The organism is Clostridium sp. CS1-1, assembly GCF_056135525.1.
Map to the genome: position 1 here is coordinate 432,850 of NZ_CM148680.1, position 22,324 is coordinate 455,173.

A 22,324-nucleotide genomic window follows, 5' to 3' on the forward strand; every position below is an offset into this window, starting at 1 on the left:
AGAAACTTAGGTTTTTAGTTACATTGGAGTTCTGGTTTACACTCTGTTTAATTTTGAGAGACTATTATGTTTCTTTATAGTATGGGGGTATAGCTCAGCTGGGAGAGCACCTGCCTTGCACGCAGGGGGTCAAGGGTTCGAATCCCTTTATCTCCACCATACGGGCTTATAGCTCAGCTGGTTAGAGCGCACGCCTGATAAGCGTGAGGTCGATGGTTCGAGTCCATTTAAGCCCACCACATTGTTCTTTGAAAATTGCACAGTGATAAGCGTTAAATAATGAAAGTTATTTAACATAAACAAAGTAAAGCTAAAGGTATATATACCTTTGTAGAATTATGATTTAAGGTCAAGCTACAAAGGGCGCATGGTGAATGCCTTGGCACCAGTAGCCGATGAAGGACGCGATAAGCTGCGATAAGCTTCGGGTAGGCGCAAATAGCCTGCGATCCGGAGATTTCCGAATGGGGCAACCCACATAGCTAACGCTATGTACTGTAAACTGAATTCATAGGTTTATAGAGGTATACCCGGGGAACTGAAACATCTAAGTACCCGGAGGAAGAGAAAGAAAAATCGATTTCCTAAGTAGCGGCGAGCGAAAGGGAAAGAGCCCAAACCAGGAACTTGTTCCTGGGGTTGCGGACAGATCATAAAAGGAAGTAGGAATTAATTGAAGAGAGCTGGAAGGCTCCGCCATAGAAGGTAACAGCCCTGTAGATGAAAATGAAAACTTCTAGATCTGATCCAGAGTACCACGAGACACGTGAAACCTTGTGGGAAGCAGGGAGGACCACCTCCCAAGGCTAAATACTAACTGGTGACCGATAGTGAAGCAGTACCGTGAGGGAAAGGTGAAAAGAACCCCGGAAGGGGAGTGAAATAGAACCTGAAACCGTGTGTCCACAATCAGTCGAAGCAGTTTTACCTGCGACGACGTGCTTTTTGTAGAACGAGCCAGCGAGTTACGATGTGTAGCAAGGTTAAGTATTTAAGATACGCAGCCGAAGGGAAACCGAGTCTGAATAGGGCAAAAAGTTGCATGTCGTAGACCCGAAACCGGGTGACCTATCCATGGACAGGTTGAAGCGGAAGTAAAATTCCGTGGAGGACCGAACCACATTGGTGTTGAAAAACCATGGGATGAGCTGTGGATAGCGGAGAAATTCCAATCGAACTCGGAGATAGCTGGTTCTCCTCGAAATAGCTTTAGGGCTAGCGTTTTGAATGAGTAGTGGAGGTAGAGCACTGAATGGGCTAGGGGCTGACAACAGTTACTGAACCCTATCAAACTCCGAATGCCATATACTTGAATCAAAGCAGTCAGACTACGAATGATAAGATCCGTGGTCAAAAGGGAAACAGCCCAGACCATCAGCTAAGGTCCCAAAGTGTAAGTTAAGTGGAAAAGGATGTGGGATTTCTAAGACAACTAGGATGTTGGCTTAGAAGCAGCCACTCATTTAAAGAGTGCGTAATAGCTCACTAGTCGAGAGATCCTGCGCCGAAGATGTTCGGGGCTAAAACTTACCACCGAAGCTATGGATTCACCGTAAGGTGAGTGGTAGAGGAGCTTCCTGTATGGGTTGAAGTCGTACCGTAAGGAGCGGTGGACTGTACAGGAGTGAGTATGCTGGCATAAGTAGCGAGAAATAAGTGAGAATCTTATTGGTCGAAAACCTAAGGTTTCCTGAGGAAGGCTCGTCCGCTCAGGGTTAGTCGGGACCTAAGCCGAGGCCGAAAGGCGTAGGTGATGGACAATCGGTTGATATTCCGATACCACCAGTTTGCGTTATTACAAATGGGATGACGCAGGAGGATAAGATGTGCGCACTATTGGATGTGCGTCTAAGCACTTAGGCAGACTAGATAGGCAAATCCGTCTAGTTAATGCTGAGGTGTTACGGGGAGCCCTTTTGGGCGAAGTATCTGATTCCACGCTGCCAAGAAAAGTCTCTATGGAGTAAACTGGTGCCCGTACCGCAAACCGACACAGGTAGGTGAGGAGAGAATCCTAAGACCAGCGGAAGAATTGTTGTCAAGGAACTCGGCAAATTGACCCCGTAACTTCGGGAGAAGGGGTGCCACCGCAAGGTGGTCGCAGAGAATAGGCCCAAGCAACTGTTTAGCAAAAACACAGGTCTCTGCTAAAGCGAAAGCTGATGTATAGGGGCTGACGCCTGCCCGGTGCTGGAAGGTTAAGGGGAACACTTAGCGCAAGCGAAGGTGTGAACTTAAGCCCCAGTAAACGGCGGCCGTAACTATAACGGTCCTAAGGTAGCGAAATTCCTTGTCGGGTAAGTTCCGACCCGCACGAATGGCGTAATGACTTGGGCACTGTCTCGACAACAAATCCGGCGAAATTGTATTGCGAGTGAAGATGCTCGCTACCCGCGATTGGACGGAAAGACCCCGTAGAGCTTTACTGTAGCTTAGCATTGAGTCTCGGTATTGTCTGTACAGGATAGGTGGGAGACTGCGAAGCAGAGGCGTCAGCCTTTGTGGAGTCGTCCTTGGGATACCACCCTGACAGTACTGGGATTCTAACCGGCGGCCATGAATCTGGTCACGGGACATTGTTAGGTGGGCAGTTTGACTGGGGCGGTCGCCTCCTAAAAAGTAACGGAGGCGCCCAAAGGTTCCCTCAGAACGGTTGGAAATCGTTCGTAGAGTGCAAAGGCAGAAGGGAGCCTGACTGCGACACAAACAAGTGGAGCAGGGACGAAAGTCGGGCTTAGTGATCCGGTGGTACCTCGTGGGAGGGCCATCGCTCAACGGATAAAAGCTACCTCGGGGATAACAGGCTGATCTCCCCCAAGAGTCCACATCGACGGGGAGGTTTGGCACCTCGATGTCGGCTCGTCGCATCCTGGGGCTGAAGTAGGTCCCAAGGGTTGGGCTGTTCGCCCATTAAAGCGGCACGCGAGCTGGGTTCAGAACGTCGTGAGACAGTTCGGTCCCTATCCGTCGCGGGCGTAGGAAATTTGAGAGGAGCTGTCCTTAGTACGAGAGGACCGGGATGGACTGACCTCTGGTGCACCAGTTGTTCCGCCAGGAGCACAGCTGGGTAGCTATGTCGGGACGGGATAAACGCTGAAAGCATCTAAGCGTGAAGCCCACCTCAAGATAAGATTTCCCATAGCGTAAGCTAGTAAGACCCCTTGAAGAACACAAGGTTGATAGGTCAGAGGTGTAAGCATGGTAACATGTTCAGCTGACTGATACTAATAGGTCGAGGGCTTGACCTAATATATCACTGTGCAATTTTGAGAGAACAATTCTTTCAAACAAAAAATAACAATAAAAATTGATAGAAGCGAGCAGTTCAAGGAAAAGCTTGAGCGAGGAGCAGAGTTTACTTCAGTAAATGAGCACCACAGCGAAGGATTTGACGCAGAAATGCGAAGCTTATAGCAATTTTTGCGAATCTAGTGGTTATGACGTGAAGGTTACACCCGTTCCCATTCCGAACACGATGGTTAAGCTTCACAGTGCCAATGGTACTGCACGGGAGACTGTGTGGAAGAGTAGGTCGCTGCTAGATATGTAATTTGGCTAGATAGCTCAGTCGGTAGAGCAGAGGACTGAAAATCCTCGTGTCCCTGGTTCGATTCCTGGTCTGGCCACCAAAAGCACTTCATTTAATTATGAAGTGCTTTTTTTACTTTAAAGATAGTTATTTTATATTTAAGATTTGTTAAAAAAATAATAAAGTAATAAAATGTTTAGTATTAAAGGATAATAGGTATATTGATATTGAGCAACAAACACTATAATGAATATGTAAAATATTTGTTATACTAAGGAAAGACGAAACACTATAGATAATTTAGTAATATATTTTAAAATTTACATTTTAAAACTAAAAAATACTAAAATTACCTTATTATACTTTGAAGCTTATTGTAAACTTATGATTTAAGTGTTATAATTTATGATAATTATGATAATATTGTGAAATATTTGTTTAATTTATGATATTACAAAAGTTTTCAATAACTTATAAAATCTTTCAACATGAGAGGAGGATTATTGAACGAATCATTATATAAATAATGTGTTCAATAAAAAACTATGGTAGATGAAAGCAAAATTAAAGCAGCAGTTAAAATGATTATTGAAGCTATAGGAGAGGATCCAGGAAGAGAAGGATTAATTGAAACTCCTGATAGGATAGCAAGAATGTATACCGAAATTTTTTCAGGTTTATATACATCCCCAGAAGAGCATTTAAGTAAGACTTTTACTGTTGATAGTGATGACATAATATTAGAAAAAGATATACAGTTTTACTCGATGTGTGAGCATCATTTGGTTCCCTTTTATGGAAAGGCTCATGTGGCTTATATACCAAGTGGAAAAGTTGCAGGTTTGAGCAAATTAGCAAGAACAGTTGATGTATTTGCAAAAAGGCCACAACTTCAAGAGAGAATGACTTCACAGGTCGCAGATGCTATAATGGAGTACCTAGATGCTAAAGGTGTAATGGTAGTGATTGAGGCAGAGCATATGTGTATGACTATGAGAGGTGTAAAGAAGCAGGGCAGCAAAACAGTAACAGTTGTTACAAAAGGAAAGTTTAAAGAAGATTTATCACTTAGAGAAGATGTATATAGAATGATTAAGATATGATGGGGAGATGTAGCTTATTTGGACAAAGTTAATGCTATATTAAATAATAAAAATTTCATAGAGTACTTAAACAAAAGTATAGAGTATGAAAAGAATAGGATTTTCTGTAAACATGATTTGCAGCATTTTTTAGATGTAGCAAGAATAGCTTACATTATGAATTTAGAAAAGGGCATAGGAATAGATAAGCAAATAGTTTACGCAGCAGCTCTATTGCATGATATAGGAAGATGGATGCAATATAAGGAAGGCATTTCACATGAGATAGCTAGCTGTAATTTAGCAGAAGATATTTTAATTCAGTGTGGATTTGTAGAAGAAGAGATAGGAATAATTATAGGTGCTATTTCAAGTCACAGGGGAATGAAAAGTGGAAGAGAGGGCTTCAATGAGATATTTTACTTAAGTGATAAACTCTCTCGTGGATGTTTCACTTGTAAGGCTGTATCGGATTGTAATTGGCCTAATTCAAAGAAAAATTATAGTATCACCTATTAGCAATTAATTTGATAGCAGAAGCACATTAAGGAGAGAAGAGACTAATGGATAAGATATACGTAAAAGATTTAGAGGTTTATGCATTTCATGGGGTAAATCAGCAAGAAAAGGATATGGGGCAACGTTTTCTAATATCACTAGAGCTTTTTTTAGACCTACAAGAAGCGGGAGAAACTGATGATTTAACTAAAACGGTTAACTATGGAAAGTTATGTTTGGATGTAGAAGAACAGTTTAAAAAAGAAAAATATGATTTGATTGAAAAGGCTGCAGAAAAGCTAGCTGAATTTATTCTACTAGAATACGATTTAATAAATAGAGTAAAAGTAAAACTTAAAAAGCCGTGGGCTCCTATAGGAAAGCCGCTTGATTATGCAGCAGTTGAAATCGATAGGGGATGGCATACAGCATACGTTGCTATTGGGTCTAACATGGGAGATAGAAGTGAAAATCTAAATACGGCTATTAAGCTTATCAGTGATTCTAAGCATAGTAAGGTTTCTAAAATATCTAACTTCTATGAAACGAATCCAGTAGGATATTTGGAACAAGATAAATTCCTTAATGGTGCGTTAGAAATAAAAACACTCTTAGCTCCTAGTAAATTAATGAAATTTTTACTGGAAAAAGAAAAGGATCTGAAACGTGAAAGAATAATAAAGTGGGGACCAAGAACCATAGATTTAGATATACTACTTTACGATAATATAATAACTTCTGAGGAGGAAATAATTATTCCTCATCCCAGAATGCATGAAAGAACATTTGTATTAAAGCCGTTGTTAGATATAGCGCCATATGTAATTCATCCAATTTTAAATAAAAGAATTATACAACTGATGAATGAATTAGGTGCAGAGTAAGGATTTGAGCAATTACATTATATTTTGATTTTAAATATTGCATTGCTATCTGGAGAGTCAACATTAATAAAAATATAAGCGTATAGACTTACAAACTAAGAACACATATTATAAGATAAGAACTAGATTTTTATATTAAGTTATATAGAAATCTAGTTTTTTATATTTTGAATCAAATTATATACAAGTATAGAAAATCATCTACAAATTGGATTATTTATTATATTAAATAGCTATCATAAAAATCAGGAACTAAATGGCATAAACTAGTCCAAGAGTGTCTACAGTAGAAAATCGAAGAAATATATATTTAAGTGTAGAAATATCGGATTAATTTAATAAAATGGCTTATATTTATAAGAATTAACGGAGATTAAGTGATATTATATCTCTTGTCAGTTGAAGAGTGGTAAAGTCAACTAAAGATATTTAAGTTGATTTGCTATAAGATTCATTTTTAAAATATTGAAAAATAGTTTAAAAAATGTTGACAGATTTAATTCTACATGATAAGATGTAAAAGTCGCTAAGTTGAGTGACATGATCCTTGAAAATTAAACAGAGTGAAAGATAAGTTAAAACTTATTTTTAAATAAACCAGCAATTCTTTGAGTTACTTTTAAAGTAACAAAACAGTAATGAGCAAGCAAACTTTTAAATTGAGAGTTTGATCCTGGCTCAGGACGAACGCTGGCGGCGTGCCTAACACATGCAAGTCGAGCGATGAAACCCTTCGGGGTGGATTAGCGGCGGACGGGTGAGTAACACGTGGGTAACCTGCCTCAAAGAGGGGGATAGCCTCCCGAAAGGGAGATTAATACCGCATAACATTAGTTTTTCGCATGAAGAACTAATTAAAGGAGTAATCCGCTTTGAGATGGACCCGCGGCGCATTAGCTAGTTGGTGAGGTAAAGGCTCACCAAGGCGACGATGCGTAGCCGACCTGAGAGGGTGATCGGCCACATTGGAACTGAGATACGGTCCAGACTCCTACGGGAGGCAGCAGTGGGGAATATTGCACAATGGGCGAAAGCCTGATGCAGCAACGCCGCGTGAGTGATGAAGGCCTTCGGGTTGTAAAGCTCTGTCTTTGGGGACGATAATGACGGTACCCAAGGAGGAAGCCACGGCTAACTACGTGCCAGCAGCCGCGGTAATACGTAGGTGGCAAGCGTTGTCCGGATTTACTGGGCGTAAAGGATGCGTAGGCGGATATTTAAGTGAGATGTGAAATTCCCGGGCTTAACTTGGGAGCTGCATTTCAAACTGGATATCTAGAGTGTGGGAGAGGAGAATGGAATTCCTAGTGTAGCGGTGAAATGCGTAGAGATTAGGAAGAACACCAGTGGCGAAGGCGATTCTCTGGACCATAACTGACGCTGAGGCATGAAAGCGTGGGTAGCAAACAGGATTAGATACCCTGGTAGTCCACGCCGTAAACGATGAGTACTAGGTGTAGGGGGGTCCAACCCTCTGTGCCGCAGTTAACACAATAAGTACTCCGCCTGGGAAGTACGATCGCAAGATTAAAACTCAAAGGAATTGACGGGGGCCCGCACAAGCAGCGGAGCATGTGGTTTAATTCGAAGCAACGCGAAGAACCTTACCTGGACTTGACATCCCCTGAATTACTCGTAATGGAGGAAGCCCTTCGGGGCAGGGAGACAGGTGGTGCATGGTTGTCGTCAGCTCGTGTCGTGAGATGTTAGGTTAAGTCCTGCAACGAGCGCAACCCTTATCATTAGTTGCTACCATTAAGTTGAGCACTCTAGTGAGACTGCCCGGGTTAACCGGGAGGAAGGTGGGGATGACGTCAAATCATCATGCCCCTTATGTCCAGGGCTACACACGTGCTACAATGGTGAGTACAATTAGATGCAAACCCGCGAGGGGGAGCCAAACTAAAAAACTCATCCCAGTTCGGATTGTAGGCTGAAACTCGCCTACATGAAGCTGGAGTTGCTAGTAATCGCGAATCAGAATGTCGCGGTGAATACGTTCCCGGGCCTTGTACACACCGCCCGTCACACCATGAGAGCTGGCAACACCCGAAGTCCGTGAGGTAACCGTAAGGAGCCAGCGGCCGAAGGTGGGGTCAGTGATTGGGGTGAAGTCGTAACAAGGTAGCCGTAGGAGAACCTGCGGCTGGATCACCTCCTTTCTAAGGAATAATAACTAGAAGCTTAGGTTTTTAGTTACATTGGAATTCTGGTTTACACTCTGTTTAATTTTGAGGGATTAAAACCTCAAATAAAGCTAACACTAAGGTGGTAGCAAAATGTTCTTTGAAAATTGCACAGTGATAAGCGTTAAATGATGAAAGTTATTTAACATAAACAAAGTAAAGCTAAAGGTATAATTGTTTATATGAAAGTATAAATAACAAACCTTTGTAGATTTATGAACTAAAACTAGAAAATTGATAGAAGCAAGCAGTTCAAGGAAGGACTCGAGTGAAGAGCGGAGTTTACTTATGGTAAATGAGCATCTGAAAGAGAGGCCTGACGCAGAAATGCGAAACTTATAGCAATTTTCGGTCAACTAGGTCAAGCTACAAAGGGCGCATGGTGAATGCCTTGGCACCAGTAGCCGATGAAGGACGCGATAAGCTGCGATAAGCTTCGGGTAGGCGCAAATAGCCTGCGATCCGGAGATTTCCGAATGGGGCAACCCACATAGCTAACGCTATGTACTGTAAACTGAATTCATAGGTTTATAGAGGTATACCCGGGGAACTGAAACATCTAAGTACCCGGAGGAAGAGAAAGAAAAATCGATTTCCTAAGTAGCGGCGAGCGAAAGGGAAAGAGCCCAAACCAGGAACTTGTTCCTGGGGTTGCGGACAGATCATTAAATACTGTGATTTCTTAATTGAAGAGAGCTGGAAGGCTCCGCCATAGAAGGTAACAGCCCTGTAGGTAAAAAGAATAACAGTCAGATCTGATCCAGAGTACCACGAGACACGTGAAACCTTGTGGGAAGCAGGGAGGACCACCTCCCAAGGCTAAATACTAACTGGTGACCGATAGTGAAGCAGTACCGTGAGGGAAAGGTGAAAAGAACCCCGGAAGGGGAGTGAAATAGAACCTGAAACCGTGTGTCCACAATCAGTCGAAGCAGTTTTACCTGCGACGACGTGCTTTTTGTAGAACGAGCCAGCGAGTTACGATGTGTAGCAAGGTTAAGTATTTAAGATACGTAGCCGAAGGGAAACCGAGTCTGAATAGGGCAAAAAGTTGCATGTCGTAGACCCGAAACCGGGTGACCTATCCATGGACAGGTTGAAGCGGAAGTAAAATTCCGTGGAGGACCGAACCACATTGGTGTTGAAAAACCATGGGATGAGCTGTGGATAGCGGAGAAATTCCAATCGAACTCGGAGATAGCTGGTTCTCCTCGAAATAGCTTTAGGGCTAGCGTTTTGAATGAGTAGTGGAGGTAGAGCACTGAATGGGCTAGGGGCTGACAACAGTTACTGAACCCTATCAAACTCCGAATGCCATATACTTGAATCAAAGCAGTCAGACTACGAATGATAAGATCCGTGGTCAAAAGGGAAACAGCCCAGACCATCAGCTAAGGTCCCAAAGTGTAAGTTAAGTGGAAAAGGATGTGGGATTTCTAAGACAACTAGGATGTTGGCTTAGAAGCAGCCACTCATTTAAAGAGTGCGTAATAGCTCACTAGTCGAGAGATCCTGCGCCGAAGATGTTCGGGGCTAAAACTTACCACCGAAGCTATGGATTGATACGTAAGTATCAGTGGTAGAGGAGCTTCCTGTATGGGTTGAAGTCGTACCGTAAGGAGCGGTGGACTGTACAGGAGTGAGTATGCTGGCATAAGTAGCGAGAAATAAGTGAGAATCTTATTGGTCGAAAACCTAAGGTTTCCTGAGGAAGGCTCGTCCGCTCAGGGTTAGTCGGGACCTAAGCCGAGGCCGAAAGGCGTAGGTGATGGACAATCGGTTGATATTCCGATACCACCAGTTTGCGTTATTACAAATGGGATGACGCAGGAGGATAAGATGTGCGCACTATTGGATGTGCGTCTAAGCACTTAGGCAGACTAGATAGGCAAATCCGTCTAGTCAATGCTGAGGTGTTACGGGGAGCCCTTTTGGGCGAAGTATCTGATTCCACGCTGCCAAGAAAAGTCTCTATGGAGTGAACTGGTGCCCGTACCGCAAACCGACACAGGTAGGTGAGGAGAGAATCCTAAGACCAGCGGAAGAATTGTTGTCAAGGAACTCGGCAAATTGACCCCGTAACTTCGGGAGAAGGGGTGCCACCGCAAGGTGGTCGCAGAGAATAGGCCCAAGCAACTGTTTAGCAAAAACACAGGTCTCTGCTAAAGCGAAAGCTGATGTATAGGGGCTGACGCCTGCCCGGTGCTGGAAGGTTAAGGGGAACACTTAGCGCAAGCGAAGGTGTGAACTTAAGCCCCAGTAAACGGCGGCCGTAACTATAACGGTCCTAAGGTAGCGAAATTCCTTGTCGGGTAAGTTCCGACCCGCACGAATGGCGTAATGACTTGGGCACTGTCTCGACAACAAATCCGGCGAAATTGTATTGCGAGTGAAGATGCTCGCTACCCGCGATTGGACGGAAAGACCCCGTAGAGCTTTACTGCAGCTTAGCATTGAGTCTCGGTATTGTCTGTACAGGATAGGTGGGAGACTGCGAAGCAGAGGCGTCAGCCTTTGTGGAGTCGTCCTTGGGATACCACCCTGACAGTACTGGGATTCTAACCGGCGGCCATGAATCTGGTCACGGGACATTGTTAGGTGGGCAGTTTGACTGGGGCGGTCGCCTCCTAAAAAGTAACGGAGGCGCCCAAAGGTTCCCTCAGAACGGTTGGAAATCGTTCGTAGAGTGCAAAGGCAGAAGGGAGCCTGACTGCGACACAAACAAGTGGAGCAGGGACGAAAGTCGGGCTTAGTGATCCGGTGGTACCTCGTGGGAGGGCCATCGCTCAACGGATAAAAGCTACCTCGGGGATAACAGGCTGATCTCCCCCAAGAGTCCACATCGACGGGGAGGTTTGGCACCTCGATGTCGGCTCGTCGCATCCTGGGGCTGAAGTAGGTCCCAAGGGTTGGGCTGTTCGCCCATTAAAGCGGCACGCGAGCTGGGTTCAGAACGTCGTGAGACAGTTCGGTCCCTATCCGTCGCGGGCGTAGGAAATTTGAGAGGAGCTGTCCTTAGTACGAGAGGACCGGGATGGACTGACCTCTGGTGCACCAGTTGTTCCGCCAGGAGCACAGCTGGGTAGCTATGTCGGGACGGGATAAACGCTGAAAGCATCTAAGCGTGAAGCCCACCTCAAGATAAGATTTCCCATAGCGTAAGCTAGTAAGACCCCTTGAAGAACACAAGGTTGATAGGTCAGAGGTGTAAGCATGGTAACATGTTCAGCTGACTGATACTAATAGGTCGAGGGCTTGACCTAAAAAATATCACTGTGCAATTTTGAGAGAACAAAATTCTCAAAGGAAACTCACTCAGCAGAGCTGAGGAGTACTGATTTGTTACCAAAATCATAGATTTTGACAAATCAACATCTGGTGATTATGACGTAAAGGCTACACCCGTTCCCATTCCGAACACGAAGGTTAAGCTTTACAGTGCCGATGGTACTGCACGGGAGACTGTGTGGAAGAGTAGGTCGTTGCCAGGTTAAAATATTCCGCGATAGCTCAATGGTAGAGCACTCGGCTGTTAACCGAGTTGTTGGAGGTTCGAGCCCTCTTCGCGGAGCCATTTTTATTTTGAATAAGTAAATTGTTTTGAATTTAAGACTGCCAGATTGGGTAGTCTTTTTAGCTATATAATAATATGTTTGAAAAACTTAGTGAAAATTAATATACTATCAAATTGAAGATATGGCCACATTAGATAGTGTCTATAATTAATTGTTTAATAATTTGTAAGATTGAGACTACCTAGCGGTAGTTTTTTATGCTTTATTAAGTAATACAAATTTAAATAGAAATAATCAACAAACAAGGGGAAATGTAAGGTTTAATTAATACCAAATGAGTAACAATTAGTGCAATTATTGTACAAGAAAAGTGGGGATGAATATGCTTTTTATGAAGAAAGAGGATAAGAAACAGGGGAATTTAAGTTCTAAAGAGATAGTAGGTGCCAATGAAAGCCATGAATTAGCAAAGATGTTAAATAATCAAATGTATCAAAACATTATTAGTTCTAGGATTGTTAAAGAAGCAGAAGATGCTTTAGAGGTAACAAAGACTCTTTTAAACTCTGTAAAAGATATTAACATGGAAATGGAAAAACATAGTCAACACATAAATAAAACTGTTAGTGTATCATCAACAGTGGGTGCTTTCTCAGAGGAAGTTAACGCAAGTGTCGATGAAACAATGAATGTTATTGAAAATACCATGAATAAGGCACAAAATGGACAGAAATCTTTTGATGAGGTAGTTACCAGTATTAATTCTGTATATGATACAGTTAATAATATGAAAGATGTATTAGAAGAATTAATGGGTAAATCATCAAAAATAAAGGGAATCGTAGATACAATAAAAGGAATAGCGAAGACCACTCATCTATTGTCGTTAAATGCTAATATTGAAGCTGCAAGAGCTGGTGAAGCTGGTAAGGGTTTTTCGGTAGTAGCTGCTGAAGTGAAAAAGTTAGCAGAGAATAGTTCAAATTCAGCAGATGAAATAGATAATATAATTACTGAAATTACTAAAGTTAACGAAGACACTTTAACAATAATAAGCGAAGGAATAGATAAGGTAATCAATAGCATGAAGACAGCTGAAGATGCTAGTAGCGTTATAGACGATGTCATGAATTCTATTAAAATAACAAAGGATATATCTAATCAAATAAAAGGTGCTGTAAAGGAACAAGCTGATAAGAATCAATACATGGTAACAGTGATCAATGAGCTTGTTAACGTTTCTGAAGCTGTAAAGTCACTTAATGAAAATATTTCAATAAATGCAGAGAGACAAAAAGCTTCGTTGATGGCTTTAAAATATACTATAAATAACTTAAGTGAATTATCTAAGGTTAACCTAGATAGGAGTAAAGCGGACAGAATAGAATTTTCAATGCCAGCTTCTCCAATACCGTCTTTTGATCCCGCTATATCAGGAGATATAAATAGTTCTAACATTTTATCACAAATTAATATTGGATTAGTTCAGTTTGGAGTTGGTACAGAAGTAATAGGAGCAATAGCTAGGAACTGGTACTTAGAAAATGATAATATTACTTGGAATTTCTATTTAAGAAAAGATGCTAAATTTCATAATGGAAGAGTTATTACCGCACAGGATGTTAAATTCTCTTTTGAAAGATTACTAAGTAAACAGTTAAATTCTATAAATAGATGGTTTCTATCTATGATAGAAGGCGAAGATGAATTTTATAAAGGAATTAGCAATGAAGTATCTGGAATAGTTGTCACAGGAACTAATACTTTAAAAATAGTTTTAAAGTACCCTTACAGTTCATTTATAAATAATTTAGCGCATAATTCCTGTTCAATACTTCCAATGGAAGATATACAAAGTGTAGATTATAAACCGGTGGGAGCAGGTCCATATAAGTTTATATCTGATGATAAAGAGGGTAGGGAGATTCTATTAGAAAAGTTTTTAGGTTATACTCTCGGTGAAGCTCTGATAGATGTAATAAGGGTTAAGTATGATGACGAGAATCTAACGGAGAAGTTTCTAAAGGGAGAAATTGATTATATAAATCTTGATGCATCAAACAAGGATTTATTGATTAAGGAAGGTTATAAAATAGAACGAACTGAATGTATTGGTATGAGATTATTACCATTTAACTTTAAAAGCAATAATCCTATAGTACAAAGCAGAGAAGCTAGACAAGCATTAAGTTATTGTATTGATAGAGAGAGAATTATAAAGGAGGCTCTAGGAGACCTTGAAACTCCAGTTAATGGAGCGTTTCCTTCAAGCCTGCTTAATAATCACAACTCAAAGAGTTATAGTAGAAATTTGTCCAAAGCAAAGGAACTCATGAAAAAAAGTGGTATTATATCAGGTGATTTAACAGTTCCTATTGCCAACAATGGACCGAGAAAAGATATGCATGAGAAAGTTATAGCTGTATTAAGCGAAAATTTAAAGGATATAGGAATAGACCTGAAAATCATCAAGGTTGAAGGTGCGGAATATTACGATAGTAAAACTATAAGACAAAGTGACATGATAATCTATGGATGGTTAGGAGATTCTGGAACTGCAGATAACTTTATTGAGCCACTCATTGATATTAACAATGGTTCCAATAAATGTAGCTATGGAAATAGCAAAGTAATGGAGCTTTTAGACGAAAGTAAAAAAACGAGAAATCCATATAAATATAATGAATTGTTAAATATCATAGAAAGCCAAATAGTTGAGGATGCACCATGGATATCCTTGTCTAACATTTGTGTAGCCTATACTAATCAGAAGAATGTAAAAGGGCTAAGAGTACATACTTCAAATATAGTTAAATTGTCAGATGCATGGAAAGAATAGAAGTTTAATCACAAGCATAGTTTGATTAGGAATCATATTATTTTAAAATTCTAATATACTAGGCTATTTAAAAGGCTTGGTGGATTTAAGTTATAAAGTATAGAAAGAGAAATGTAAAGTGACTTATATAAACCACTTTACATTTCTCCTTTCATTCATATAACATAAAAACTTGATGTAAGTAATATCTAACTACTAAATCACTTATTGTTTTGATATATTCTTACCGTCTGATACTAAAACTACAGATCCATCTATATCAGTTCTATAAGTTTGAATATTTCTCTTTTTTAACTCAGTAGTAGTTTCTTTATGAGGATGTCCATAATTATTATCCTTTCCTAAACTTATAACTGCGATTTTAGGAGAAACTTTGTCTAAAAATTCTTTAGAGGAAGATGATGAACTTCCATGATGTCCTATCTTTATAACATCACTTGATAAATCATAATTTTTATTTAGCATTTCCTTTTCGCTTAACTTTTCTGAGTCTCCAGTAAATAGAAACTTGGATTTTCCATAGGTTATCTTAAGAACAACAGAATAGTTATTAGTATCTTCATAACTACTATTGTTAGGCGCGAACATCTCACATTTTGTATTATTACCTAAGTTTAACGTTGCGCCTGCTTTCGCTACGTTTATTTTAATATTCTTTGATTTTAGAGCATTAATCATATTTTCAAAGGTTTTAGTTGTTTCTGTTTTCTTAGGTGCATAAAACTCACCTATATCGTATTTCTTAATTACAGAGTCCATTGCTCCTATATGATCTTCATGAGGGTGAGTTGCAACTACATAGTCTAGTTTTTTTATATTTTGTTTACTTAAATAAGACATTAATTTATCTGTACTATCATTTGGACCTGCGTCAATTAACAAGTTTTTACCATTAACTTGTACTAAAATGCTGTCACCTTGTCCAACATCTATGTAATTTACTTTTATTGAACTCTTATTAGATACGTTGCTTTTAGTATTATCACTGGTTTGAGTTGTGCTGCATCCTGTAATGGTAAAGATTAATATAAGTATTACTGTAAATAATTTTATAAGATTGTTACGAAATTTCAAGCCTATACATCTCCTTTTAAGATTTTCACTCCATAATTTACATTACTTAATAAAACGGTTATTGATCTAAGTTCAAATTTATTATAAAGTGTGGTATAATATAACATTGTAGCACTTGTAAATATAATAGTAAACCTTATTGTAAAGGAGAGAGTTATTCATGAAATCTTTTCTATTTTATTTAGATTTCTTTACTTATATAATAAACTTGAATTTTAAAAAAGGAAAATTTGAAAAGATAAAACAGTCAGGGAACAAGGAAGAAGTGGATAAACGCCTACATAACATTTTAACAACTTGGGCATCACATGTATTAGACTATGTAGGTGCTAAGATTAAAGTAGAAGGAAAAGAAAATATTCCAAAAGAAACTTGTCTTTACGTGGCAAATCATCAAGGATTCTTTGATATACCAATAACTGTTTATAGCGTAAATAAAGTTATTGGATTTATTGCTAAAAAAGAGTTACTAAAGTTTAGAGTTCTTACCTACTGGATGCAGCAGATTCACTGCATATTTATGGATAGAAGTAATGTACGAGAATCAATAAAGGCTATAAATGAAGGGGTAGAGGCTCTTAAAGATGGTCATAGTTTAGTTATTTTCCCGGAAGGAACCAGAAGTAAAGGACCAAGAATCGGAGAATTTAAAAAAGGAAGTCTAAAGCTTGCTTTAAAGTCAGGAGTTCCTATTGTACCGATTGCTATCGATGGAAGTTACAAGTTGAGAGAAGGAAACGACAAAAGTAGAATAAAGTCAGCAGAAGTTAAAGTTACAATATGCAAACCAATATATTTGAACAAGCTTTCAAAAGAGGAGCAGTCAAATTTATCAGAAATAGTGAGAGAAATAATAAAAAACAATATTACTATTGAAGATTAGTAGGTAAGCTACTTCTAACAATACTCAACTAATTAAATATATAAAAGTATCTTAGGATAGATAGTACTATTATAGTTCTGTCTATCCTAATTTTTATTTATCCGATGACTACCCGCTCTAATACTCCCATCACACTCTGTGAAAGCGATTCACACAAAATCGGAGATTTGGGATATCTGCTTGCACGGTGTGAAAGCGACTATCACTAAATCAGAGATTTAGGATATCTGCTTTTCTTCAAGGTGTACGTTTCGAGCAGCTACGTCCCTGGATAACGATTTCTAAGTAAGAACTCTGTTTATTAGAATTACTTAGTAATATTTACACATAATAAGAATAACTAAAAATAATAGTTATAAAGCTTTAGAAGGGGTGTTAAAAATGATTAAAAAAACTGGATCGTTAATTTTGGTTGTCTTATTAGTTACTATGTTTACACAGAAGTTTGATGTGGAGAAGGTATATGCTCAAGAAAATCCCACCGCCAAAAATATTAAAAGAGTCCAAGGGATAAATAGATTTAAAACATCCAGAGCTATTGCAGAGGAGTTAGGTGACAAGTCTTTTGATAACATAGTTATAACATCAGGTTATGATTTTCCAGATGGCTTAAGTGGCGGAACTTTAGCTAAAAAACTTAATGCACCTTTATTACTAGCAGGAAATTCAGAAGATAGCAAAGAAGCGCTAGAGTATATATCAACTCATTTAAATCCTAAGGGAAATGTTTATATTCTTGGTGGAACCGCTGTAGTAAGTAAGGATATAGAAGATGTACTTATGAGTCAGGGATACACTATAACAAGAATTTTTGGTGCAAATAGAATAGAAACAAATAATTCTATTATTAATAGCCTAAATGTTGAAGAAGGGACACCAGTATTTCTATCGAATGCTTACGGATTTGCAGATGCCCTAAGTGCATCAAGCATTGCTGCTATAAAAGGATATCCAATGTTACTAACAAGTGATACTAAGCTGCCCGATTTAATAAAGTCTCAATTGTCTAAAATAAAGCCTTCTACAGTATACATAGTTGGTGGTACGGGGGTTATTAAGAATGCTGTAGAAGATGAGATTAAAAGTATACTACCTTCTGTTCAAATTACTAGATTGTCTGGAGATAACAGATATGAAACTTCGATGAGTGTATTTAAACATTTCAATATTGACACCAGTAATGTTATCTTAGCATCGGGAAAGAATTTTCCAGACGCACTATCAGCCAGCCAATTAGCTGCAAAGCTAAATGCATCAATGGTATTATCAAATGAGGATAATTTAGAAGGCCAACAAAATGCATTTAATGAAAAGAATATACAGAATTATTATTTGTTAGGTGGTACTGGTGTACTCAGCAGTTATGTTGAGGAGGCTATAAACTTTAATAGAGAAAGTGAGATTAATAAGATAAAAGAATTGTATGGTAAGGCTGCTCAGGCGATAAGACTAAGAGAACTTGATCAATATATGTCGTTGATAGATAAAAGTGCACCGGGATATGAAATTACTAGAAAGGCTTATGAGGAACTATTTAGTTTACTAGCTCAGCATGACATTGATGTTATTTCTACCTTTGATTCTTTTGAAATACTTTCAATTAACTATAAGGAAGCAAGGGTAAAGGTGGTAGAAACAGACTCAATTACGGATAATAGTGAAAAAACTACAGAGCATAAAACCTTTAATGCAATTTCTAATTTTAGAAAAGTTGATGGTCAGTGGAAATTTTATAGTACTGAAGCTGTTGAATAATAAAGGGAGATTCTGGTATATAACTACTAGAATCTCTCTTTTATTATCCCTATAATTTTAACAAATTATAAATTATATCAATTAATTTTAATTTTGAGAAAAAATATATTACAAAATAAAACTATTTACGACTAATTACCACATGATTTAGTAATAAAAATTTAAAAAATATCTAAAAATATTAAATAAATAAATAAATAACAAATTGATAAATTGCTCAAAACATAATAAATAAAAATAAAAAGACAGTTAACATCTATTAGATAGTGCCAATCAACAAATGAAAAAATCCTATTTTCACAAATAAAAAGGAATAATGAAAAATGACGAATATAAATTGCAAGATTACAAAAATTTTTATTTGCATAAATAAATTAGAAATGCTAATATAAAGGTATAAATGTAGCGGATAATACTAAAAACAAGGAAAAAAATTAATAAATATGCAATTTAATAGGATCGATATGAGGTTAAGTAAAACATCTCATAAAATCAATAATGAAAGATATGAATGATAATCATGCAAATACTTATTTAAAATCTTTGGTCCAATAATTGTGTGAGAGTGGGGATGGTAAAATGAATAGTATAAAAAAATCAAATTATGAATATCAATTACAGAATATTGAAGCTCCAAATCTTTATAAGAATATATTTCCTTATTCAGAGGTTCCTAAGGTAACCTTCAATCAAATTCAACTTCCTATGGATCTACCAGAGAATATATGGGTTACAGATACTACCTTCAGAGATGGACAGCAGTCAATGCCGCCATATACGGCAGAACAAATAATTAGGATATTTGATTACCTTAATCAATTAGATAACAACTCAGGTATTATTAAGCAGACGGAGTTTTTCTTGTATACAGAAAAGGATAGAAAAGCAGCTCAAGTTTGTATGGAAAGAGGTTATAAGTTTCCTGAGGTTACATCATGGATAAGAGCGAATAAAGAGGATTTTAAGTTAGTAAGAGAAATGGGGATTAAGGAAACAGGTATGCTCATGTCTTGTTCTGATTATCATATATTTAAAAAGTTAAATAAAACAAGAGAGCAGACTATGGACATGTATTTATCAGTTGTTAAAGAAGCATTAAGTAGAGGTATTCGCCCTAGATGCCACTTAGAAGATATAACTAGGGCAGATTTTTATGGATTTGTAGTACCGCTGGTAAATAAATTAATGGAATTATCAAAAGAGGCGAATGTTCCTATAAAGGTTAGAGTATGTGATACTTTAGGACTTGGTGTTCCATATAGCGGTATTTCTCTTCCAAGGAGTGTACAAGGGCTTATTCATGGTCTAAGAAATGATTGTGCTGTTCCATCTGAATTAATAGAGTGGCATGGACATAATGATTTTTATGCAGTAGTTAGCAATTCAACTACAGCATGGTTATATGGTGCGTCCTCTGTAAACACTTCACTTCTAGGAATAGGTGAAAGAACAGGTAATTGTCCACTAGAAGCAATGTTGTTTGAATATATGCAATTAAAAGGTACAGCAAAGAACATGAAAATGGATGTTATAACAGAGCTAGCTGAATACTTCTCAAAGGAAATGAAATATACCATACATGAGAGAACTCCATTTGTAGGAAGTCAATTCAATGTAACAAGGGCAGGCATTCATGCTGATGGAATATTAAAGGATGAAGAAATATACAACATTTTTGATACAGATAAGATACTAGGCAGACCAATAGTTGTTGCTGTAAATGAATATTCAGGCCTTGCAGGCATAGCGGCTTGGATTAATACCTATTACAGACTTAAGGACAATGAAAAGGTAGATAAGAAGGACTCTAGAGTTGCAGTAATCAAGGAATGGGTGGACGAACAGTATGTAGATGGTAGAACTACAATTATAGGTAATAATGAGTTAGAACTTCTTGTAGAAAAGTTATTACCTGAGGTTGTTGAAAATAGAGAAATAATAGCAAGTTAATACAATGAAAAAGAATTGGAGGCTTAAAGATGGGATTAAATGTTGCACAAAAAATAATTAAAAATCATCTATTAAAAGGAGAAATGGTAGCAGGAAAAGAGATTGCTATAAAAATAGATCAAACGTTAACTCAGGACTCAACAGGAACTATGGCGTACCTACAATTTGAAGCCTTAGGAATAGATAGAGTTAAGACAAAAAAGTCCATAGCTTATATCGATCATAATATACTACAATCAGGTCCAGAAAATGCAGATGACCACGTATATATACAAACTGTAGCTAAAAAGCATGGAATATATTTTTCTAAGCCTGGAAATGGTATTTGTCATCAAGTTAACTTAGAAAGATTTGGTGTCCCAGGGGATACTCTTTTAGGTTCAGATAGTCACACACCTACAGGTGGTGGTATAGGAATGCTTGCTATGGGAGCAGGTGGACTTGATGTTGCTGTAGCAATGGGCGGTGGAGAATATTATATCAGCATGCCTAAGATAGTTAAGGTGAATTTAAATGGTAAATTAACTGATTGGGTTTCAGCTAAGGATATTATATTGGAGCTTTTAAGAAGACTTACTGTTAAAGGTGGAGTAGGAAAGATATTTGAATACTGTGGAGAAGGGATTAAAACTTTATCAGTGCCACAAAGAGCTACTATAACAAATATGGGGGCCGAGCTTGGAGCAACAACATCATTATTTCCAAGTGATGAATTAACTTATGATTTTTTAAAAGCTCAAAATAGAGAAAGTGATTTCATAGAATTAAAAGCTGACGAAGATGCAGTATATGATGAAGAAGTAACAATAGATTTATCAGAATTGGAGCCAATGGTAGCGGCGCCTCATAGTCCTGATAACATTGTACCTGTCTCTTCACTAAAGGATATAAAAGTGGATCAGGTATGTATTGGAAGTTGTACAAACTCATCATATGCAGATATGATGAAGGTTGCTAAGATATTAGAAGGAAAAACAGTAAATGAAAAAGTATCATTAGTTATTGCACCAGGCTCTAAGCAAGTTTTAAATATGCTTGCAAAAAACGGAGCCTTGGCAACTATGATTGCTGCAGGAGCGAGAATTCTTGAGTCAGCTTGTGGTTTTTGTATAGGTATGGGGCAATCACCTGCGACAAATGCAGTATCTCTTAGAACATCTAATAGGAACTTTGAAGGAAGATCAGGTACAATCTCTGCGAATGTTTATCTAGTTAGTCCTGAGATTGCGGCAGCTTCCGCTTTAACAGGTTATATAGCAGATCCAAGAGAATTAGGTAAAGCCCTTGATATCGAAATGCCAAAGGAATTTTTAATAAATGATAATTTAATAGTTCCTCCAGCGGTAGATGGGGAAGACGTAGAAGTTGTTAGAGGGCCTAACATAAAGCCATTCCCTAAGGCAAGGACTTTAGAAAACACTGTTGAAGGAAAGGCATTAACTAAGGTTGGAGATAACATAACTACAGACCATATTATGCCTTCAAATTCTAAGCTTTTACCTTACAGATCCAATGTTCCTTATCTTTCAGAATATTGCTTAACACCATGCGATAAGGATTTTCCAAGTAAGGCAAAGGAAAATAACGGTGGATTTATAATTGGTGGAAGTAACTATGGTCAAGGTTCAAGCAGAGAACACGCAGCGTTAGCACCACTTTATCTAGGAGTAAAAGCAGTGCTTGCTAAGTCTTTTGCTAGAATTCATATGGCTAACTTAATAAACAATGGTATAATGCCTCTTGTATTCAAGAATGTAGAGGATTATGACAAGGTAGATATTTTGGATGAACTTTCAATAGAAAATGCAGTTGAGCAAGTAGATTTAGGAGTTGTTGTTGTTAGGAATAAGAGCAAAAATGAGGAATATGAAATGCTTCTAGAAATTGCTGATAGACAGAAAAATATGATAAAAGCGGGGGGACTGCTTAATTTAATTAGTTCCAGCAAATAAAGAGATAAGAGTTAAGAAAGTTAGGATTTTCACTAGAAAAATCCTAACTTAAGAGTGGATTAAAACGAAGTTTTAATATAACTGTATTTTAGATTTTCTCTAGTGTAGCGAAAGAAAGTCATCTGTAACACTTCACTCTCAACTCTTAACTGGTACTTGCATATACATTTTACTAAG

General features: G+C 38.2%; 9 protein-coding genes, 4 tRNA genes and 5 rRNA genes. 17 read left to right on the forward strand and 1 reads right to left on the reverse strand.

What is annotated here, in order from left to right:
* The first annotated feature begins 83 nt into the window (after positions 1-83).
* The 13 genes from AC0N0V_RS01900 (at position 84) to AC0N0V_RS01960 (ending at position 14,533) form a co-directional block, all read left to right on the forward strand.
* Positions 84-159 (forward strand) — tRNA-Ala (locus tag AC0N0V_RS01900).
* Positions 160-162: 3 nt separating this feature from the next.
* Positions 163-239 (forward strand) — tRNA-Ile (locus AC0N0V_RS01905).
* A gap of 108 nt (positions 240-347) precedes the next feature.
* Positions 348-3,248: ribosomal RNA gene (locus AC0N0V_RS01910) — 23S ribosomal RNA — on the forward strand.
* 179 nt (positions 3,249-3,427) lie between these two features.
* Positions 3,428-3,544, forward strand: a 5S ribosomal RNA gene (rrf, locus tag AC0N0V_RS01915).
* Positions 3,545-3,553: 9 nt separating this feature from the next.
* Positions 3,554-3,629, forward strand: a tRNA-Phe gene (locus tag AC0N0V_RS01920).
* A gap of 445 nt (positions 3,630-4,074) precedes the next feature.
* A complete protein-coding gene (gene folE, locus AC0N0V_RS01925; protein WP_474461873.1) occupies positions 4,075-4,632 on the forward strand; it encodes a GTP cyclohydrolase I FolE in 558 nt (185 codons plus the stop codon).
* An 18-nt stretch (positions 4,633-4,650) separates the two neighbouring features.
* Positions 4,651-5,130: an HD domain-containing protein gene (locus AC0N0V_RS01930; protein WP_474461874.1), complete on the forward strand. Its 480-nt coding sequence runs from the start codon at positions 4,651-4,653 to the stop codon at positions 5,128-5,130.
* A gap of 44 nt (positions 5,131-5,174) precedes the next feature.
* Positions 5,175-5,993, forward strand: coding sequence for a 2-amino-4-hydroxy-6-hydroxymethyldihydropteridine diphosphokinase (folK, locus tag AC0N0V_RS01935; protein WP_474461875.1), 819 nt, complete (start codon positions 5,175-5,177; stop codon positions 5,991-5,993).
* 655 nt (positions 5,994-6,648) lie between these two features.
* Positions 6,649-8,155: ribosomal RNA gene (locus AC0N0V_RS01940) — 16S ribosomal RNA — on the forward strand.
* 383 nt (positions 8,156-8,538) lie between these two features.
* Positions 8,539-11,442 (forward strand): 23S ribosomal RNA (locus AC0N0V_RS01945).
* A gap of 111 nt (positions 11,443-11,553) precedes the next feature.
* Positions 11,554-11,670, forward strand: a 5S ribosomal RNA gene (gene rrf / locus AC0N0V_RS01950).
* The 16S, 23S and 5S rRNA genes sit together here with 1 tRNA gene alongside, the layout of an rRNA operon.
* A gap of 8 nt (positions 11,671-11,678) precedes the next feature.
* A tRNA-Asn gene (locus tag AC0N0V_RS01955) sits at positions 11,679-11,753 on the forward strand.
* A 323-nt stretch (positions 11,754-12,076) separates the two neighbouring features.
* The gene (locus AC0N0V_RS01960; protein ID WP_474461876.1) at positions 12,077-14,533 is read left to right on the forward strand and encodes an ABC transporter substrate-binding protein; all 2,457 of its coding nucleotides are present in this window, start codon (positions 12,077-12,079) and stop codon (positions 14,531-14,533) included.
* A 204-nt stretch (positions 14,534-14,737) separates the two neighbouring features.
* Here AC0N0V_RS01960 and AC0N0V_RS01965 read toward each other — a convergent pair whose 3' ends face one another.
* Positions 14,738-15,613 (reverse strand): ComEC/Rec2 family competence protein, encoded by an 876-nt coding sequence (locus tag AC0N0V_RS01965; protein WP_474464403.1) that lies wholly within the window; start codon positions 15,611-15,613, stop codon positions 14,738-14,740.
* Positions 15,614-15,767: 154 nt separating this feature from the next.
* Here AC0N0V_RS01965 and AC0N0V_RS01970 point away from each other — a divergent pair, with 154 nt between their 5' ends.
* The 4 genes from AC0N0V_RS01970 to AC0N0V_RS01985 all read left to right on the forward strand — a co-directional run bounded on the left by AC0N0V_RS01970 (position 15,768) and on the right by AC0N0V_RS01985 (position 22,147).
* The gene (locus AC0N0V_RS01970) at positions 15,768-16,490 is read left to right on the forward strand and encodes a lysophospholipid acyltransferase family protein (protein ID WP_474461877.1); all 723 of its coding nucleotides are present in this window, start codon (positions 15,768-15,770) and stop codon (positions 16,488-16,490) included.
* 381 nt (positions 16,491-16,871) lie between these two features.
* Entirely contained in the window at positions 16,872-18,245 is a 1,374-nt protein-coding gene (locus AC0N0V_RS01975) for a cell wall-binding repeat-containing protein (RefSeq protein ID WP_474461878.1), read from the forward strand.
* 579 nt (positions 18,246-18,824) lie between these two features.
* Positions 18,825-20,195 (forward strand): 2-isopropylmalate synthase, encoded by a 1,371-nt coding sequence (locus AC0N0V_RS01980; RefSeq protein ID WP_474461879.1) that lies wholly within the window; start codon positions 18,825-18,827, stop codon positions 20,193-20,195.
* 29 nt (positions 20,196-20,224) lie between these two features.
* Positions 20,225-22,147, forward strand: a complete 1,923-nt coding sequence (locus tag AC0N0V_RS01985; RefSeq protein WP_474461880.1) for an aconitate hydratase — start codon at positions 20,225-20,227, stop codon at positions 22,145-22,147.
* Positions 22,148-22,324 lie beyond the last annotated feature (177 nt).

Coding starts and splice junctions, on each gene's coding strand:
- folE (WP_474461873.1), top strand. CDS start 4,075: ATGGTAGATGAAAGCAAAATTAAAGCAGCAGTTAAAATGATTATTGAA.
- folK (WP_474461875.1), top strand. CDS start 5,175: ATGGATAAGATATACGTAAAAGATTTAGAGGTTTATGCATTTCATGGG.
- AC0N0V_RS01960 (WP_474461876.1), top strand. CDS start 12,077: ATGCTTTTTATGAAGAAAGAGGATAAGAAACAGGGGAATTTAAGTTCT.
- AC0N0V_RS01970 (WP_474461877.1), top strand. CDS start 15,768: ATGAAATCTTTTCTATTTTATTTAGATTTCTTTACTTATATAATAAAC.
- AC0N0V_RS01975 (WP_474461878.1), top strand. CDS start 16,872: ATGATTAAAAAAACTGGATCGTTAATTTTGGTTGTCTTATTAGTTACT.
- AC0N0V_RS01980 (WP_474461879.1), top strand. CDS start 18,825: ATGAATAGTATAAAAAAATCAAATTATGAATATCAATTACAGAATATT.
- AC0N0V_RS01985 (WP_474461880.1), top strand. CDS start 20,225: ATGGGATTAAATGTTGCACAAAAAATAATTAAAAATCATCTATTAAAA.